This is a genomic window from Streptomyces changchenzhani (assembly GCF_039766235.1).
In the GTDB taxonomy this organism is placed as follows: Bacteria; Actinomycetota; Actinomycetes; order Streptomycetales; family Streptomycetaceae; genus Streptomyces.
The window spans coordinates 176771-194906 of sequence record NZ_JBDHNH010000008.1; the positions used below are offsets into that span (position 1 = coordinate 176771).

The 18136-nt window shown below is 68.1% G+C and carries 18 protein-coding genes and 1 pseudogene; 14 read left to right on the plus strand and 5 right to left on the minus strand.

From position 1 onward, the window contains the following. The first annotated feature begins 158 nt into the window (after positions 1–158). Positions 159–1517 (plus strand): decaprenylphosphoryl-beta-D-ribose oxidase, encoded by a 1359-nt coding sequence (dprE1, locus tag ABCR94_RS24875; RefSeq protein ID WP_347122254.1) that lies wholly within the window; start codon positions 159–161, stop codon positions 1515–1517. Positions 1518–1565: 48 nt separating this feature from the next. Continuing rightward, complete coding sequence (gene dprE2 / locus ABCR94_RS24880; protein WP_347122255.1) at positions 1566–2321, plus strand: decaprenylphospho-beta-D-erythro-pentofuranosid-2-ulose 2-reductase; 756 nt, start codon at positions 1566–1568, stop codon at positions 2319–2321. A gap of 43 nt (positions 2322–2364) precedes the next feature. Here the strand turns inward: dprE2 and ABCR94_RS24885 are convergent, their stop codons facing one another. Together ABCR94_RS24885 and trpS are read right to left on the minus strand one after the other, a co-directional pair. Continuing rightward, on the minus strand, positions 2365–2985 hold the full coding sequence (locus ABCR94_RS24885) for a 2'-5' RNA ligase family protein (protein ID WP_347122503.1): 621 nt from the start codon (positions 2983–2985) through the stop codon (positions 2365–2367). 129 nt (positions 2986–3114) lie between these two features. Continuing rightward, the gene (trpS, locus tag ABCR94_RS24890; protein ID WP_347122256.1) at positions 3115–4128 is read right to left on the minus strand and encodes a tryptophan--tRNA ligase; all 1014 of its coding nucleotides are present in this window, start codon (positions 4126–4128) and stop codon (positions 3115–3117) included. Between the two features lie 230 nt (positions 4129–4358). On the opposite strand from trpS, the gene ABCR94_RS24895 reads away from it, so the two are divergent. Then, entirely contained in the window at positions 4359–5141 is a 783-nt protein-coding gene (locus ABCR94_RS24895) for a hypothetical protein (RefSeq protein ID WP_347122257.1), read from the plus strand. A gap of 209 nt (positions 5142–5350) precedes the next feature. Beyond that, complete coding sequence (gene rocD / locus ABCR94_RS24900; RefSeq protein WP_347122258.1) at positions 5351–6556, plus strand: ornithine--oxo-acid transaminase; 1206 nt, start codon at positions 5351–5353, stop codon at positions 6554–6556. A 10-nt stretch (positions 6557–6566) separates the two neighbouring features. Here the strand turns inward: rocD and ABCR94_RS24905 are convergent, their stop codons facing one another. Further along, entirely contained in the window at positions 6567–7763 is a 1197-nt protein-coding gene (locus ABCR94_RS24905) for a glutathionylspermidine synthase family protein (protein WP_347122259.1), read from the minus strand. Between the two features lie 32 nt (positions 7764–7795). After that, positions 7796–8056, minus strand: a complete 261-nt coding sequence (locus ABCR94_RS24910) for a hypothetical protein (protein WP_347122260.1) — start codon at positions 8054–8056, stop codon at positions 7796–7798. 147 nt (positions 8057–8203) lie between these two features. Between ABCR94_RS24910 and ABCR94_RS24915 the strand changes: the two genes are divergently transcribed. Both ABCR94_RS24915 and ABCR94_RS24920 read left to right on the plus strand, forming a co-directional pair. Continuing rightward, positions 8204–9076, plus strand: coding sequence for a DMT family protein (locus ABCR94_RS24915; RefSeq protein WP_347122504.1), 873 nt, complete (start codon positions 8204–8206; stop codon positions 9074–9076). A gap of 216 nt (positions 9077–9292) precedes the next feature. Beyond that, the gene (locus tag ABCR94_RS24920; protein WP_347122261.1) at positions 9293–9703 is read left to right on the plus strand and encodes an STAS domain-containing protein; all 411 of its coding nucleotides are present in this window, start codon (positions 9293–9295) and stop codon (positions 9701–9703) included. A gap of 57 nt (positions 9704–9760) precedes the next feature. Here the strand turns inward: ABCR94_RS24920 and ABCR94_RS24925 are convergent. Then, positions 9761–10297 (minus strand): annotated as a pseudogene (locus tag ABCR94_RS24925) (aminotransferase class I/II-fold pyridoxal phosphate-dependent enzyme); the annotation flags it as partial. Positions 10298–10363: 66 nt separating this feature from the next. On the opposite strand from ABCR94_RS24925, the gene ABCR94_RS24930 reads away from it, so the two are divergent. From ABCR94_RS24930 to ABCR94_RS24965, 8 genes are all read left to right on the plus strand, one after another. Then, entirely contained in the window at positions 10364–11992 is a 1629-nt protein-coding gene (locus ABCR94_RS24930) for a recombinase family protein (RefSeq protein WP_347122262.1), read from the plus strand. A 910-nt stretch (positions 11993–12902) separates the two neighbouring features. Next, entirely contained in the window at positions 12903–14078 is a 1176-nt protein-coding gene (locus ABCR94_RS24935; RefSeq protein ID WP_347122263.1) for a phage major capsid protein, read from the plus strand. An 18-nt stretch (positions 14079–14096) separates the two neighbouring features. Then, positions 14097–14273, plus strand: a complete 177-nt coding sequence (locus ABCR94_RS24940; protein WP_347122264.1) for a hypothetical protein — start codon at positions 14097–14099, stop codon at positions 14271–14273. 560 nt (positions 14274–14833) lie between these two features. Further along, positions 14834–15019 (plus strand): HNH endonuclease, encoded by a 186-nt coding sequence (locus ABCR94_RS24945; RefSeq protein ID WP_347122265.1) that lies wholly within the window; start codon positions 14834–14836, stop codon positions 15017–15019. Between the two features lie 146 nt (positions 15020–15165). Further along, positions 15166–15576, plus strand: coding sequence for a hypothetical protein (locus ABCR94_RS24950; RefSeq protein ID WP_347122266.1), 411 nt, complete (start codon positions 15166–15168; stop codon positions 15574–15576). A 382-nt stretch (positions 15577–15958) separates the two neighbouring features. Beyond that, a complete protein-coding gene (locus ABCR94_RS24955; protein WP_347122267.1) occupies positions 15959–17191 on the plus strand; it encodes a helix-turn-helix domain-containing protein in 1233 nt (410 codons plus the stop codon). A 91-nt stretch (positions 17192–17282) separates the two neighbouring features. Then, entirely contained in the window at positions 17283–17459 is a 177-nt protein-coding gene (locus tag ABCR94_RS24960; RefSeq protein WP_347122268.1) for a hypothetical protein, read from the plus strand. Between the two features lie 241 nt (positions 17460–17700). Next, on the plus strand, positions 17701–18039 hold the full coding sequence (locus ABCR94_RS24965; protein ID WP_347122269.1) for a DUF7848 domain-containing protein: 339 nt from the start codon (positions 17701–17703) through the stop codon (positions 18037–18039). Positions 18040–18136: the final 97 nt, after the last annotated feature.

The window sequence follows — 18136 nt, forward strand, 5'->3', positions numbered from 1 at the left end:
CAGGCCGGGGGCGACTCTTGTCCATAAAGCCCACTATTCAGGGATATTAATGACAACACACCTTCAATCACCCGTTTCGCTCAGCACAGCGGGCTCGTAGCGGGCTTTGGCCGGCCCTTTGCTCAAACAGGACAGTTATGGGCGATACGGTCACGGTCATGTCTGTCGACACCGTCTCAGTGACCGGTTGGGGCCGCACCGCCCCGACGACCGCCCGCCTGGTCCGACCGCGTTCGTACGAGGAGGCGGCAGCCGCCGTCCGCGCCTGCGGGGCGCACGGCGCACGCGGTGGCATCGCCCGCGGCCTCGGCCGCGCGTACGGCGACGCCGCGCAGAACGCGGGCGGATCCGTCCTCGACATGACCGCCCTGAACCGCGTCCATACGGTCGACGCCCGTACGGGCGTCGTGGTGTGCGACGCGGGCGTGAGTCTGCACCGGCTGATGGAGGTGCTGCTGCCGCTCGGCTGGTTCGTGCCGGTGACGCCCGGCACCCGCTATGTGACCGTGGGCGGCGCGATCGGCGCGGACATCCACGGCAAGAACCACCACGGCTCGGGCTCCTTCTCCCGCCACGTCCTCTCCTTCGAGCTGCTCACCGCGGACGGCGAGGTACGCACGGTCCCGGCCGGCACGCCGCTCTTCGACGCGACGGCGGGCGCGATGGGACTGACGGGCGTGATCCTCGCCGCCACGGTCCAACTGCTGCCCGTCGAGACCTCCTTGATGTCGGTGGACACCGAACGGGCCACCGATCTGGACGACCTGATGGCCAGGCTCACCGCCACCGACGGCCAGTACCGCTACTCGGTCGCCTGGATCGACCTGCTCGCGCGCGGCGCGGCCATGGGGCGCTCGGTCCTGACCCGGGGGGAGCACGCGCCGCTGGACGCGCTCCCGGCGCGCGCCCGCCGCGCTCCGCTCGCGTTCCGCCCCGGCAGGCTCCCGGCCGCGCCCTCCTTCGTACCCGAGGGTCTGCTGGGCCGGTCCTCGGTGGGCCTGTTCAACGAGCTCTGGTACCGCAGGGCGCCCCGTTCGCGCGTCGGCGAACTCCAGAAGATGTCGACGTTCTTCCACCCGCTGGACGGGGTGCCGCACTGGAACCGGATCTACGGGCGCGGCGGGTTCGTCCAGTACCAGTTCGTCGTCGGGTACGGGCAGGAGGAGACCCTGCGCCGGATCGTGGGGCGCATCTCGGGGCGCCGGTGCCCGTCGTTCCTCGCCGTCCTCAAGCGGTTCGGGGACGGCGACCCCGGCTGGCTTTCCTTCCCGCTGCCCGGCTGGACGCTGGCGCTGGACATCCCCGCGAACATGCCGGGGCTCGGGGCGTTCCTCGACGATCTTGACGAGGAGGTCGCGGGCGCCGGTGGCCGTGTGTATCTGGCCAAGGACTCACGGCTGCGCCCCGAAATGCTGGCCCGGATGTATCCGCGACTGCCCGAATTCCGTGCGCTGCGCGCCGAGTTGGACCCCCGTTCGGTCTTCACGTCGGACCTGTCACGCCGCCTCTCCCTCTGACCGAACAGACCGACCAGACCGACCAGACCGAGTTTCAGGAGATTCCTCATGAAGGACGCCTTCGGCGCCCCGCAGTCCCTGCTCGTCCTCGGCGGCACGTCCGAGATCGGCCTGGCCACCGCCCGCCGCCTGGTGGCCCGCCGCACCCGCACGGTCTGGCTGGCCGGGCGCCCCTCCCCCGCGCTGGAGTCGGCGGCGGCCGGACTGCGGGCACTGGGCGCGGACGTACGCACCGTCGCCTTCGACGCGCTCGACTCCGCGTCGCACGAGGAGTCCCTCGGCAAGGTCTTCACCGAGGGGGACATCGACATGGTGCTGATGGCCTTCGGCGTCCTCGGCGACCAGGCGAACGACGAGGCCGAGCCGCTGGCCGCCGTCCGGGTCGCGCAGACGAACTACACGGGGGCCGTCTCCGCGGGCCTGGTGTGCGCCAACGCCCTCCAGGGGCAGGGCCACGGCTCCCTGGTCGTGCTGTCCTCGGTCGCCGGCGAGCGGGCCCGCCGCGCCAACTTCATCTACGGGTCGAGCAAGGCCGGTCTCGACGCCTTCGCCCAGGGCCTCGGGGACGCGCTGCACGGCACCGGCGTGCATGTCATGGTCGTGCGCCCCGGGTTCGTACGGACGAAGATGACCGAGGGGCTGACGGAGACACCGCTGGCGACGACGCCCGAGGCGGTGGCACTGGCCATTGAGACGGGCCTGCGGCGCCGCTCGGAGACCGTGTGGGTGCCGGGGACCCTGCGGGTGGTCATGTCGGCCCTGCGCCACGTACCGCGCCCGCTGTTCCGGCGCCTGCCGGTCTGAGGGACGCCGGGCCGTGGGGCGGCCGTACACCGGACGAAATTGGTCAGGGCACCCTGACGTCGAGCCCGGGGTTGGGCCGCCGGGGCGTGGTGGGCTCGTCGACCGGGGAATTCTGCGCGGGCACACCGCCGGGCACCGTGCCGCCCCCGAAGGCGTAGTCGCAGAGCTTGCGCCACACCCCGTCCGCGCCCTGTTCGTACAGCGCGAAGCCGGAGCAGGACCACTGGGCGCCGTACTCCGAGAGCTCTTCGTACGCCCGGTCCATCCCCTCTTCGGAGATGTCGTGGGCGACGGTGACATGCGGGTGGTACGGGAAGTGCAGCTCGCGCTGGAGCGGGCTCGACGCGTCCCTGACCCGCTTCTGAAGCCAGGAGCAGGCCGCGGCGCCCTCGACGACCTGCACGAAGACAACGGGCGAGAGCGGACGGAACGTACCGGTGCCGGACAGTCGCATCGGGAAGGACCGGCTCGCGGCGGCGACCGCCGCGAGATGCGTCCCGACCGCGGGCAGCACCGAGGCGTCCACCTCGGTGGGCGGCAGCAGGGTGACGTGGGTGGGGATGCCGAGGGCCGCCGGATCCCCGAAGCTCGCGCGCCGCTCCTGGAGCAGGCTGCCGTACGGCTCCGGGACCGCGATCGAAACGCCGAGCGTTACGGTCCCCACGTCGTTCTCCTCCGTCATCCGGTCATCCGGTGTCTTGCTGCCAGTGTGCAGTGTGGCGGGCGCGTCGCCCTTGTGGCCAGAGTCCATCGACCCGGGCCCTCCGCCCGGCCGGTGGACCGGGCCGAAACATCAGTGCTTCGCGGGCAGGAGGCCGACCTTGTCGTACGCCTGGGCGAGGGTCTCCGCGGCGACCGCGCGGGCCTTCTCGGCCCCCTTGGCCAGGATCGAGTCCAGCGTCTCCGGGTCGTCCAGATATTCCTGGGTGCGGGCCCTGAAGGGCGTGACGAATTCCACCATCGCATCGGCGAGGTCCGTCTTGAGCGCGCCGTACATCTTGCCCTCGTAGCTCTTCTCCAGTTCGGCGACGGTGGCGCCGGTGAGCGTGGCGTAGATGGAGAGCAGATTGCTGACGCCAGGCTTGTCCACGGGGTCGTAGCGGATCACCGTGTCGGTGTCCGTGACCGCGCTCTTGATCTTCTTCGCGGTGACCTTGGGCTCGTCGAGCAGATTGATCAGGCCCTTGGGGCTGGACGCCGACTTGCTCATCTTCGCGGTCGGGTCCTGAAGATCGAAGATCTTCCCGGTCTCCTTGAGGATGTACGGCGCCGGCACGGTGAAAGTCTCGCCGAAGCGGCCGTTGAAGCGCTCGGCGAGGTCCCGGGTCAGCTCGATGTGCTGGCGCTGGTCCTCGCCGACCGGGACCTGATCGGCCTGGTAGAGCAGGATGTCCGCGACCTGGAGGATCGGGTACGTGAACAGGCCGACGGTGGCGCGGTCGCTGCCCTGCTTGGCGGCCTTGTCCTTGAACTGGGTCATGCGCGAGGCCTCACCGAAACCGGCGATGCAGTTCATCACCCAGCCGAGCTGGGCGTGCTCGGGGACCTGGCTCTGGACGAAGAGCGTGCAGCGGTCCGGGTCGAGGCCGGCGGCCAGCAGCTGGGCGACCGCGAGCCTGGTGTTGGCGCGCAGCTCGGCGGGGTCCTGCGGAACGGTGATCGCGTGCAGGTCGACCACCATGTAGAAGGCGTCGTGGGTTTCCTGCAACGCCACCCACTGGCGCACGGCGCCCAGGTAGTTGCCGAGGTGGAACGAACCTGCGGTGGGCTGGATGCCGGAGAGCACACGCGGACGATCAGAGGCCATGACCTCATTCTCTCAGGTGCGGAACCCAGCTCTGTTCTCGGTGCCCGCCGCGGTCGGGCACGAATGAGACGAGAATCACAGCAGGCCCGGTCCGCGGAATGGCACCGAGCGGTCGGCGGGGGCGGTTTCCGGCAATTGAGCGCGATACGGCGAACCTGCGCGGCCCGGACGGTGTACCAACGGGGGCACCGCCGTGCGGGCAGGCCGCGCGGGCGTCGGATGGGGAGAAAATGCGACCGTTACGACGACTGGCCGTCGCCTGCGGGACCGCGCTCGCGACGGCGCTGCTGTACGCACCACCCGCGGTGGCGGCCGACCCGACCAGCGTCCTGCTGACCTCGCCCGTCAGCGGCGAGGCCCACGCGGTCCACCGGTCGAACGGCAGCTATGCGGAGTTGGAGAGTCACCTGGGCGCCGGGGAGCCGGGGAGCGTGGAGCCGGGCGGCGTGGCGATGCGTCCGGCGGTCGTCGACAAACCGGCGGACGCGGGCGGGACTTGGCGCAGGATCACGGTCACCTGGCTGGTGCACGACGTGTCCGTATGGCGGGTCGACCGGGTGCATGTGCCGAAGTCCGGCGGGCCGATCTGGGTCAGTACGGTGACCCCCGGCGACTCCGCCCCCAAGGAGCGCTGGCACCTGGCCGACGCCCCGGCGCGACTCCACGACCTGCTGACCGGGCTCGGCGTCCTGGGCAGGGCGAAGGGCGACCCGGCGGCCACCGGCAACTACGTGGGTGAGGCGGACCACCCGCCGGACTTCGTCTCCCCCGGGGTGTCGGAGCCGGCCGCGGTCGCACCGGGGGACCCCGCGCCCGTGCCGGAGCCCCCGTCGTCCGCCTCGCCCGCCGCCACCGCGTCGGCCTCCGGCGGCGGTACGGGCCGGTGGTGGGCGCTGCCGGGGCTGGCGGCCGGGATCCTGACGGGGCTCGCCGGGGCCGCCCTGCTCCAGCGCCGGCGGGCCCACCGGGGGTCGGGGCCGCCGGAGCCGCGCGGTCGACTCATCGATCTCTGACCGCGGAGAGACCGGGAACCGCGGAGCGCCGAGGAACCCCGGGATCGGAAACCCCGGGATCGGAAACCCCGGCATCGGAAACCGCAGCATCGGACAGCGGTCGGGCGCGCCGCGCCACCAGGTTTCTTCGTCGTCTGCGCGAGCGACGATAGAAAGGGGCACCATCCTCGCCCCTCACCGGATGGATTGTTTCGACGATCGGAGACCCCGTGTCGACCACCACTGCTGCCATCGCCTCCGCGGAAGCGCACAGCGCGCACAACTACCATCCCCTGCCCATCGTCATCGCCTCGGCGGAGGGCGCCTGGATGACCGACATCGAGGGCCGCCGCTACCTCGACATGCTCGCCGGTTACTCCGCGCTCAACTTCGGCCACGGCAACCGCCGGCTGATCGACGCGGCCAAGGCCCAGCTGGACAGAGTGACGCTGACGTCCAGGGCCTTCCACCACGACCGCTTCGCCGACTTCTGTACGCAGCTCGCCGAGTTGTGCGGCATGGAGATGGTGCTGCCGATGAACACCGGCGCCGAAGCGGTGGAGACGGCCGTGAAGACCGCCCGCAAGTGGGGCTACCGGGTCAAGGGCGTGCCGGACGGCCGGGCCAAGATCATCGTGGCGGGCGGCAACTTCCACGGCCGTACGACCACCATCGTCAGCTTCTCGACGGACGCCGAGGCGCGGGCCGACTTCGGCCCGTACACCCCGGGCTTCGAGATCGTCCCGTACGGCGATCTGACGGCGCTCGACGCGGCGATGACCGAGAACACCGTGGCCGTCCTGCTGGAGCCGATCCAGGGCGAGGCCGGGGTGCTGGTGCCGCCTGCCGGGTATCTCGCTGGGGTGCGGGAGCTGACGCGTGCGCGCAATGTGCTCTTCATCGCGGACGAGATCCAGTCGGGGCTCGGCAGGACGGGCCGGACCTTCGCCTGCGAGCACGAGGACGTCGTACCGGACATGTATCTGCTGGGCAAGGCGCTGGGCGGCGGGGTCGTGCCGGTGTCCGCGGTGGTGTCGTCGGCCGAGGTGCTCGGCGTGTACCGGCCGGGCGAGCACGGTTCGACCTTCGGCGGGAACCCGCTGGCCTGCGCGGTGGCGCTGGAGGTCGTGGCGATGCTGCGCACCGGGGAGTTCCAGCAGCGCGCCACCGAGCTCGGCGACCACCTTCACCACGAGCTGGGGCTGCTGGTCGGCGGCGGCGCGGTCGAGGCGGTGCGCGGCCGGGGGCTGTGGGCTGGCATCGATATCGCCCCGTCGCACGGCACCGGCCGGCAGATCTCCGAGCGGCTGATGGCGCGGGGTGTGCTGGCCAAGGACACCCATGGGTCGACGATCCGGATCGCGCCGCCGCTGGTGATCAGCAAGGAGGACCTGGACTGGGGCCTCGACCAGCTCAAGGGGGTGCTGGCCGACTAAGGGGTGTCCGCTAGAGGATCACGTGCGGGAGGAAGCGGGCGTACTCGTCCGTGATCAGGCCCGCCGACTCCCGGATGCCGAGCCCCGCCGCCTCGTTCTCGACGACCCACGCACCGAGCACCACGCGGTTGCCGTCGAAGTCGGGCAGCGGGGCCAACTCCTGGTAGCAGACGGGTGCGTCGGTCACCGCGCGGGCGACCAGCGCCGAGCCCGCCTGGTGGATCGTGACGCCCGCGCCCTCGCGGCCCAGCAGCGGCTTGGCGACGTACCCGGGGCCGTCGGCCGCGGCCAGCTCGCGCGGGCCGTCGAGATAGGCGGCGAGCAGGTTCGGGTGGCCGGGGTAGAGCTCCCACAGGATGGCCAGGAGCGCCTTGTTGGAGAGCAGCATCTTCCAGGCCGGCTCGATCCAGCAGGTGGTGCCGGTGCCGCCGCCGTTGTCGAGGGTGCTCAGGACGTGCGGTCCGAAGCGGTCGGTCGTCAGCCATTCCCACGGGTAGAGCTTGAAGCAGCTGCGGATGAAGCGCAGCTTCTCGTCGACGAAGCGGCGCGACAGCCGGTCCCAGCCGATGCGTTCGACGGACAGCGCCTCGGTGGTGATCCCGGCCTGCTGGGCGGTCTCGCGCAGATACGCGACCGTCATCAGGTCCTCGCCCAGCTCGTCGCCGTCGGAGTGGACGAAGTACAGCGGTCCCGGCGGCAGTAGCGGGGCCTGCCGCTTCCATGCGTCGACGAGCCGCTCGTGCAGGGAGTTCCACTGGTCGGCGCCGGGGAAGCGCTCCTCCATCCAGAACCACTGCGGGCCGGCCGCCTCCACCAGCGAGGTGGGGGTGTCCGCGTTGTACTCCAGCATCTTGGCCGGGCCCGTGCCGTCGTACCGCAGGTCGAACCGGCCGTAGAGGGAGGGGAGTTCGGCGCGCCTGCGCCAGGACTCGGAGACCCGCGAGACGAGTTGCGGGTCGGTGATGCCGAGGTCGGCGAAGCGGTCGTGCTCGACGATGTGCGCGGCTGCGGCCAGGCACATGGTGTGCAGTTCCTCGACGACCTCCTCCATCGCCTCGACCTCGGGCAGCGAGAACTCGTAGTACGCGCTCTCGTCCCAGTACGGGCGCAGGGAGCCGTCCGGGTAGCGGGTCAGGGGGTAGATGCAGCCCTGTTCCTCGACGGTCTGCTGCCAGCCGGGGCGCGGTTCGATCGTGTGACGCTTCATGGGTACGTTTCTGCGATCCGTTCCGCGATCCGTCAGCCGCCGCTGGAGCCGGAGGACCCGAAGCCACCGGTATCGACCGCCGACTTGTCGAAGCTGCCGGCGATGACCTTGCCGCTGCTGACGCGGCCCCCGTAGTAGTGCGTGCCGTTGCCGTCGTCGTCGTCGCACTCGTAGTCGGGCAGGACCTCTTGGGTGACCCGGTCCACGCACCGCTCGTCCGGCTCCGACCCGCAGGCCGTGAGGGTCGCCGCGAGGACCCCCATGCCGCCGAGCAGCACCGTGGTTGACCTCATTTTGCGCCGTGTTACTGCCATGTCTTGGCCCCTACCCCGTCGTTCGAACGTCTTTCCAGACCGTCGGACAGACTAGGTGGCCCAATACCGCCGCCGGAACCCGGTGCACGATCTCTCCCCAACTAATGTCACTATGTGCTCCTTGGGATGATTTGCGCGCTCAGTTCAGCGGTCTGTATCGGCACGGCCTCAGTCCTCCAGGCCGTCGCGGCCCGGGCCGCACAGCCCGGCACCGGCAGCGGCGTCGATGTGACGCTGCTGCTGCGCGCACTGCGCCAGTGGCGGTACGTCGCCGGGCTCGCCCTCGACCTCATCGGCTTCGTCCTCCAGATCCTCGCGCTGCTCGCCATCCCGATCTACGCCGTCGAGGCGGCGCAGGCCGGCAGCCTCGCCGTCACGGCGGTGGTCGCCGCCCGCGTGCTGGGGATCCCGCTCAGCCGCACCGAGTGGGGCGCGGTCGGGGTGGTCTGCGCGGGCCTGGCGATGCTGGGGCTCTCCTCGGGCCCCGAGGGCGCGGAGAACGGCCCGTCCGTGCTGCCGTACGCCCTGCTGGGCGTCGCGTGCGCGGTGCTCGTCACGGGCGCGCTGGCGGGCCGGCTCCGCGACCCGGCCCGCTCACTTGTCCTCGGCTTCGGCGCCGGAACCGGCTTCGGGGTGGTGTCGGTCTCGGTGCGGCTGATCGACGACCCGGCGCCGGCGGTGCTGTTCGCCAACCCCGCCCTGTACGCGCTGCTGCTCGGCGGCGGTGCGGCCTTCCTGCTGTTCACGTCGGCGCTCCAGCGCGGCTCGGTGACCACCGCGACGGCCGGTCTGGTGATCGGCGAGACGCTCGGCCCCGCCGTCGTGGGCGTGGTCTGGCTCGGGGACCGTACGCGCGAAGGCCTGGCCTGGGTGGCGGTGCTCGGCTTCGCGGTGGCGGTGGCGGGCGCGCTGACCCTGGCACGGTTCGGTGAGGCGCCGGTCGACGGGGTGGCCGACGCGGACAGCGACGCCGGGACAGAGGCAGGGACCACCCGCTAAACCTCCGAGCGGCCCCTGTCGAAAAAAGTTTCAGCGGCCGGGAACAAGGCGGAGTGATTGACCGTTCATATTTACGTAGGCTTTTATACCTGCACCCACAGACTGCCCCGGTCGGTCCCCCCGTCCGGCCGGGGCTCCCCCGTGTGTTCCCGTCCGAGAGAGTGATCAACGAACCGCGCCGGTACCCGCGCGCCACGTTTCCTCGTTGCAGACGGCGTGAACACTGCGAGCCTGTCCCACATACTGCCCACCCTCACCCGGACCGTTTCCGGCCCCCGTGACGACGCCGCCCCGAGCGGACATACGCAGATCGTGGCCGCTTGCCGCACGCACGGCGACACCCTGGTGATCGCCCTCCAGGGCGAGATCGACCGCTTCACCGCCGCTCCCCTGCACGCGATACTGACCTCCGCGGCCGCGTTCGGACACACCCGTCTCGTCATCGACGCGACCCGCATCACGTTCTGCGACTCAGGCTTCCTCAACGCCGTGCTCGGCTGGCGGCGCCGGGGGCGCAGGCTGTGTCTCGCGTCCTGTTCACCCGCCGTGGTGCGGCTGCTGGACGCCGTCCACGCCTCCGGCGACCGCCTCGCCAGGACTGCCACGCTGGAGGAAGCGCTGAGGTAAAGACCCCGGGCCACGATTCCTGACGCACCACCCCATCGTGCCGGGCGCCTGCCTCCCTCAGGGAAGCGCCCGGCACAGCGCGTCCAGGGCCCCCGTCCACGCACTGTCCGGCGGTGTCCCGTACGCGACGACCAGCGCGTCCCGCTGCCGCGCCGCAGCCGTCGCCGAAGGGTGGGTGTGCCGGCCCAGGCCGTACACCTCAAGCCCGTGCCAGGCCGCGGCCCTGACCACGGAGTTCTCGGTGCCCGGCGGCAGTTCGAGCACCGCGTGCAGCCCGGCCGCGATCCCGGTCACCCGGACGTCCGGCGCCCGCTCCGCGAGTGCGGCCACCAGTTGGTCGCGGCGGCGCCGGTAGCGCAGCCGCATGCCGCGCACATGGCGGTCGTACGCCCCCGATTCGACGAACTCCGCCAGCGTCAGCTGGTCCAGTGAGCTGCCCGCCCAGTCGAACGCGCCCTTGGCCCGCGTCACCGGCTCGACCAGCGCCTCCGGCAGCACCATCCAGCCAATGCGCAGCCCGGGGGCGAGCGACTTGCTGGCCGTCCCGAAATAGATCACGCGCTCCGGGTCGAGGCCCTGGAGCGCGCCGACCGGAGTAGGTCCAACACTCTGGGACCTTCCGGGTAGCGGGACGTTTCCGCTGGTCACAAAGGGTCTGGCATGGCAACGGCAACGAAGGTCAGCGTTTCTAGGAAACCGTCCCGCTCCCCGCTAGGGGTGAACTCATCTACGCAGCGCAAGACCGACGACAGGCCGGAAGTGGACCTGTTGCTGAGAAAGTCGAAGGTCGTCCGGGAAGGTGAGCGCGCGCTCTCGCTACGGGCGCAGGAGGAGCGGGGCCGACGCTGGGCCGACGAAGAGGGCTACGGGGTCCGCAAGGTCTGGCGAGAGAACTTGTCGGCGTGGTCGGACGTTCAGCGCCCGAAGTATGACGCCGCCATGGATGCCGTGATGAACGGCGAAGTACCGGCGCTGTGGGTTTATGCACTCGACAGGTTCAGCCGCAAGGGTGCTGAGGCGGTCGTCCCGATTCTTGGCAAGGCACGGGTCATCTTCGATTACGAGCGCCTTGATTCCAGCCAGGAACGCGACCGACAGTGGATCATTCAGCGTGCCGAAGACGCACGCGCCTACTCCGTCCGTCTGTCGTACAACGTCTGTAGGACGAAGGCCCGTCAGCGCAATGAGGGCCGTTGGTTGGCCCGTGCGCCGTTCGGGCTTGTCGCGGACAAGGGCACGCGGAAACTGTCGCCCAACCTGACGAAGGTTCGGGGCAAGGACTATTCCCCGTGGTCCATCGTGCTCCGCATTTTCGCGTCTATCGCGGGCGGTACGTCGTCGCGCGCATTGGCGCGGGAGTTCAACGAGGCAGGCATCAAGTCCGCGACGGGCAAGACGTGGCGGGCGGACAGTATCCGGGCGATCGTCATTCACCCCGTGTATGAGGGGTGGCTTACCGTCTCGCCGGGCGGCAAGTCGCACAAGGCCCCGACGCACTATTTCAACGATGCTGGGGAGCGTGTCCGGTGTGTCGAGCCCAGCGTGTTGCCGTCGATGGTTTCGGAAGACGTGGCCGACCGTGCGCGACGTGTTCTCAGCGGGCATCAGATCATCGACAACACCCCCCGTCCGGGACGCGCGAAATCGCTTCTCGCTGGACGCCTCGCGTGCGCGTCGTGCGGCAAGTCCATTGTGGCTGACGGCAAGTCGTACAACTGCCAACTTCGCGCTTCGGGCGGTGCGTGCGACGCTCCCGCTTCGGCATGGCGTGAGGCGCTGGAAACGTACGTGATTGAACGGTGGCTTGCCCGCATAGGCAACGCCGACTTCGATGACCCGCTCATGGTCGCCGTTGCGGAGCGCTGGCAGGCTCTCACGCGCCCGAAGGAGACCACGGAGATACAGGAAGCTACCGCAGCGCTCAAGGCCGCTGAGAAGGCGCTAGACAAGTTCCATGAGGATGACCGCGCGGGCTTCTACGCGGGCCGTTCAGCCAAGTACCGGATGCCCGCGAAGGTTGAGTCGGAAGAGCGGGTCACGGCAGCGGAAGAGCGCGTCAAGGAACTGTCCGGCGGATCAATTGACGTTGGCTTCCTGTTGAACGGGGGCGCGCGGAACGCGTGGGATGACGCAAGCGACGCGCTCAAGCGGGACTTGATCGGACTCGCCATTGACAGTGTGAAGGTGACGAAAGCACCGGGACAAGGCGTGAGGTTCAAGGGGGAATCCCGCTGCACCATCGAATGGGCTCAGCCTGCCGAGCAAGAGGAGTACGCAGAAGCGGCCTAAGGCCGCCTGAGGCCCGAACCAGCCCCGTTGGTCCTCATGGACCGGCGGGGCTTCTTCATGTCCGCAGGGAACCAGCACGCTCCCCGGATGCGCGCACGGTGAAACCCGGCAGAACTCGACCGACCGACCACGCCATTACGCCGACAAACAACGTACGGCCAACAGACTTTCAACGAGATACCCGGGAGTGCACACATGGTTATGACGGATTACGCCGCACTGATCAAGACGCTACGGAAGGCCGAGAGCCAGGCAGTCGAACACGCGTACGCATGTGAGCACGAAGCGGCGGTGCCCCTACTCAACGCCATATCGGAAGTGCGCGACGCCCTTGAAGCCCTTGCCGACGGCAGGCCGTGCCAGGGGCCCAAATGCGGCGCGACCATCATCTACGGCGGCAAGGGGCGACCCGCGCGGTTCTGTGGCCGTCGCTGTAGGGAGCGGTCGGCGTACCAGTCGAAGCGTCAGCAGAGCGACCAGCCAGAACGATGAACAGCGTGGTGAAGTGGTGGTTCTAGTGCTATTTCAGGTAACCCAGTGGAACCCAAAGGGAATACAGAAAAGGCCCTTCAATCACCACTTCACCACACTGTGACCGGCGTCACCCCATCGCGCCGACCTCATCGCCTCACGTGAGGTAGTGGTACCCGCAAACGCAGGAAACCTTCCCGCTCCAGTAATAGTGACAGGGGAGTGCAGGGCGCGACCGGTTTGCCGTTGAGGACTACTCCGGCACCGGTCGCCCGTCTTCCCCCTGCGAGCGCTTGACGGAGCGCCCAACGAACCAAGCCCGGATCTCTCGCTGAATGACCGCCGTCACGGTCACGCGAGAGATCCGGGTCTTTTTGCGTCCAGACCACCGACTCACGTGAGTCGGTGGTGATCTTCGTTTCCCACTAAGGGGCCCCTGTTGAACCATGCAGAAATCGCACGTACGGCAATCGAGAAGCGGGATGCGGCAGCGAGCAAGCTGACCGACCTGACCGGCCCTTCCGGGAACCGCTCGCTGTCCGTTGGTGAACGCAAGAAGGAAACCGAACTTCTCGACCTCATTGCCGAAGAGGACGCGAACGCGAAGCGCCACATTGCCGCTGCTGCATCAGAGGATGCGGCAACGCGGATCAATTCCCCACTTCGAGAAATCGGCACGACTCGCACCCTGGATAGGAAGACAGGTGGACGCATGACCGCTACCCCTGGCGAGCTTATGGCTCGCTCTCTTGAGATATCGCGCGGTATCACGACCACGGGCACGGGAAAGGCGATGACTCCCGCGCAGTACGCGAAGAATTTCGTGGATCTACTGGCCGTCAAGTCGGTGGTCATGAACTCCGGCGTGACCCGCGTGGACACTGACGCAGAATCGTATGTGTTCCCGGTCATCAAGAGCGATTTCACGGCCGGATTCGTCTCCGAGCTTGAAAGCCTGCCTACCGGTGGCTTCGGCATGGACGGCCTCAAGGTCGTTCCGAAGAAGCTTGCCGCTGCGGACATGATCAGCAACGAGCTAGTGCAGGATTCTGCGAGCGCCGCCCTTAACCCCCTGGCGACTTCCCTTCTCCGCTCCGTGGCTCTTGGCTTCGACCGTGAGAGCTTGGTGGGCGACGGGGTCAGCGGAAAGGGGTTCGTGGGACTGACCAAGACGCCGGGCATTCAGACGTTCGCCGTTACCGGCCCGCTTGCCGACCTAGACCCGTTCATCAAGGCATTCGGGCTACTGGAATCGGCAAATGCCGTCCCTACCGCAATAGTCATGACACCCGGCAAGTGGGCAACGCTCATGGCACTACGGGAGCACACGGGCTCTCTGAAGCCGCTACTGAGCGAGAGCGCCGGTTCCCCGACCGCCGGTATCCAGCGGTCAATCCTTGGAGTCCCGGTTTGGCTCTCGCCCTATCTTGCTCCCACTGACATTCTCGTCTATGAGGCTGCCCAGATTTACGCGGTGTGGCGACGTGATGCCGCCTTCGAAACGTCCTCCGATTCGGGGTTCTTCTCGGATGGTGTCGGCATTCGCGCCATTGGTCGGGCTGTAATTGCCGTGCCCAACTCTCAGGCCGTCGTCAAGCTCACCATTTCTGCCTAACCGAACGGGAGTTCAGCAATGACTAGCACCACCAATGAGGCCGTGATTCCAGTCCGCATGATCGGCCACATGGCCTACGGGCCTACCGATGAGAGCGGGCAGCCTGCCCGCGTTCTGAACATTGGCGAAGTCCATCACGTGCCCGCCGTTGAAGCTGAGTGGCTCATGGTCAACGACCTTGCAGAGCTGGTCTAGCCCAGAATGTTCATTCAGCTTACTGCCGGGGTTCGTATCGACCGTGCCCCGGCAGGGGCGGGAATGCGCGTCAAGTGCCCCGACGATATCGGGGAATATCTGGTTGGCCAGGAATGGGGGCGCGCGGTTGCCGGGGCTCACATGGTGAATGGCCGTCCCATGCTCGCTGCCAGGGTGCGGACGCTGCCCGGCACATCCGTGCCATTGGAGGACTGGCCCGAATTCATGCGGCCTTCCTGGCTCCGCCCCAACGGGCGTGTCGTCCGGCTGGGCAGCGACCGGCTATTCGTTCCTGTGCTCTGTACCCGTTGTCAGTCGATTTCCTACCGGCCAAAGGACACGCTGCCCGAAGGGGCGCGCCCCATCAGTCGAGGTGACGGGTGGTCAGTTACGTGTTCCGTGTGCAGCAAGAGGGAGGGCTAACCGTGGCTCTGAGAAAGCGATGCCTTGAATGCCGCATGTGGGCTGAGCCTGGCGAGTCCCGATGTGCTGGGCATCTGTTCGTCCGGCGTCGGCAACGTCGCATCGGGCGAACCGGCGTCAGTCTGAGAGTGCGTCAGATGCTCAACGCGAAGGGGTACGGATACTGCACCAAGTGCGGCGGGACGCTGCCCGCTGACGCTCTTGAGGTGGACCACATCAAGGCACTGAGCAACGGCGGCAAGGACGAGATCGCGAACATCCAACTCCTGTGCAGGCATTGCCACTTGAGCAAGACCAACGATGACCGGCGCGGCAACCGCTGACAGGGGCAGGGTGCGTCAGAAGTTGGCGGCAGTGGTCCCCCTGGCGATCCAGCCCAGCTCTTCTCACGCACGGCAGTCAGACGAAGCCTCACAGGGTGTCCGGCATCTTGCGCGCCACTTCACCACCCGGCCCATAAGGGGTATGCATGCGAGTTAAAAATTGTCAACACACCCTTTGTGGGGCTCCGCTGCCGAAGGATGCCGACCGGCGCACCCGGTATTGCAGCCCCGCCCACCAGCGCGCCGCCAACCGGCTCAAGCACGCCAGCAAGCGAGCGGGCACGGTGGCCACCTTCAAGCCCGTCAGCGCCCCTGAGGCGGACGCGGAGCGCGCGGACGAACTCCGTGCCGTGTGGCGGCTGCTGATCGACTCTGTGACCGCTCAGGGCGTTCTAGTGCCAGGCTCTGCCGGTGCCCCCGTGAGCCACCCGGCGTTGCGTTTCATCGTCGGTATCGACGCCGCCCTCTCGGCACACGAGAAGACGGCTGAGCCTGCCGAAGAGGACCCGCTAGAAGCGCTCCAGGCGCTGGCCCGAAGGGCGCTCGCCAGTGGCTGAAAGAACCAGCGACGAACTCGCCCAACTCATCTGTGTTCTCGCGGACGTTGGCGATCCGGAGACACACGCGCTCTGGCCGTTGTTCGTCGCGCTGCATGAAGCCGAGATGGGGTTTCCGGGCGACCGGCTGAACTTGTGGCTCAGCGCAACGTGCCCGTGTCACCTTTGAACCCCGACCCCTGCCCCCGTTGCCCGCTGCCTTCTCGGTAGCTGGGCGGCGGGGGCTTTCAGCGTTTTTGTGACGGTATGTAACGGAAATTCGGACATATGTGGGCGCTGAGCCTCAGCCGGCGGGAACGCTGAGTGATCAAAGAGGCTGTCGCGGGTCAAGTCACGGGCGTACGCTGGCCGTACGGCTTGACTTCGTGCCAGGGAGCGCGCAATGACCGAACTGCCCGCAGAGCTGACTACCGGCGAACGTATCCGCATCCTTCGGGAGCGCCGTGGGTTGAGTCGCCCAGTGCTGGCCGGTCTCGTCGGCCGGTCACCCGACTGGCTCAAGAAGATTGAGAACGGCGACCGTGACCTACGGTCGATCACACACCTTGTGCGTCTCGCGAACGCGCTGCACGTGCCGGACGTGGCGACTCTGACAGGTGGGGACCTGAGCATCCCGGCCGATGCGGTCGGCAAGCTCTCGCACGCGTCCGTCACGCCCATTAGGGCAGCCCTGCACGGCGTCTCGTTCGCCGCCGTGCCGACCGTGGGCGCGGTGTCTCCCGAAGCCCTGAAGGGCCGCGTGAGCGGCGCATGGCGGCTCTGGCACAGCAGTACTCACCAACGCACCGAAGTTGGGACGCTGCTCCCCGACTTGATCCGTGACGCTCACGCGTGCGTCAAGGCTCACCAGGGGGACGAACGGCGGGCCGCTCACGCTGCTACTGGGGACCTGTACCGTCTCGTTCAGCGGCACTTGGCCCATATCTGTGAGCCAGAGCTGTACTGGCTCGCTCTCGACCGTGGACGTGCTCACAGCGAGGAATCCGACCACCCCGTATCGCTCGCACTCGCCGCATGGTCAACGGCCATCGGTCAGCGCGCGGCGGGCTTCGCTGAGGAAGCCGTCCAAACCGACGAAGCGGGCATGGCGCTGCTGCGTAGCCGACTGGAAGACGGACCTACTGAACTCCTCGGCGTATATGGGGCGTTGAACCTTCAGGCCGCAATTTCATGCGGTCTTGACGGCAGGTCCGGCGATGCTGAGCGGTACCTCACCGAAGCGGACCGCACCGCCCGCCGACTGCCCGCCGACTACACGCAGACGCAATCGGCGTTCGACGCGTCCAACGTGGCCATTCATGGTGTCAGCGTCGGCGTGGGTCTGCTGACCCCTGGTGAGGCGCTGCGGCGCGCTGAGAGCATCGCGCCGGAAGGGATCACGTCGCTTGAGCGCCGCTCTCGTCTGCTGCTCGACATCGCGGCCGGTCACCAGCAGAAGCGGGAGACGGCTGCTGCCGTCCACTACCTCGGCCACGCACACCGTGTGACCCCCGAAGGCATTCGGTACGTGCCCATGGCGCGCGGCCTCGCCGCCCAACTCGCCAAGACGGCGTCAGGCCCGCTTAAGGGTGAGGCGGTCGCGCTCGCTGAGGCGGTCGGTGTAGCCGCTGCGTAGCCCAAATGGGTAGGGGGACAATCTGTCCCCCTCGCCAACTCCTGTGCCCCCTACGGTCTTTCGAACCTGATGAGACCTAGGGGGCGCAATCATGTGCAGCGCGACACCGGACCCCGAAGAGGGCTGCGAGATTGAGGCGCTGGCCACGCTGATAGAGGCGGGGGGCTTCTGGCGACTCGCGCCGGAGTGGGTGCCTCAGGCGTACGCGGACCCGTCGCCGGACGTGCTCAACCGTGTTGGTGACGGACTCCGGCAGTTGATCGCATGAGGAGTCCAGCACGGGCGGAACTCAGCCGCCTCATGGCAGCGCGCGGGACAAGCGGTGTGCTCTTGGCTGCCCCCGTGGGGGAGTCGGCAGACGGCGCGGACATCCCGCCCGGATCAACGGCGTATCCGCCGTGCCAGTGCCCCAAGCACCGCAAGGGCCGGACCCCTGCCCCGACGCCGGTAGAGCGCGAACTGAGCGCCCGTGTGGCGGAGATCAACGACCGTAGCGGAAGGGGCGTTCAGTGACTCGCAGCGTCATGCGGTTCGTGCCGTACACGATCGCTCAGGACCAGACCGCATGGCCCGAATACGTTGCCCGGTGCGTGTCCGGGGATGAGAAGGAATGCGGCGCTGAGTCGGGCAGCAAGAGCGACCCGGCAGACGTTGAGAAGTGGATGACCAACCACACGCGCGGCACGGGGCACCTTCGCTACCGGCGCACCTTCGCTGACTACGCGGTCTTTGAGCCCCCGGAAGGGGCCGAAGGTGGGCGCGTTATTCCCGGCGAAGTGGTGGAGCACGCACGCGCCATAGAGGTATCGCACCCGCTCGCAATCGAACCCCGAAAGGCAACCGCATGAGCGTCTTAGCATCCGTGGCGAGATTCACGGGCGTACTCATGATTGTGATGATCAGCAGCTCAGTTGGCTTCGTCCTCGGTGCAACGCTCGCCATTCC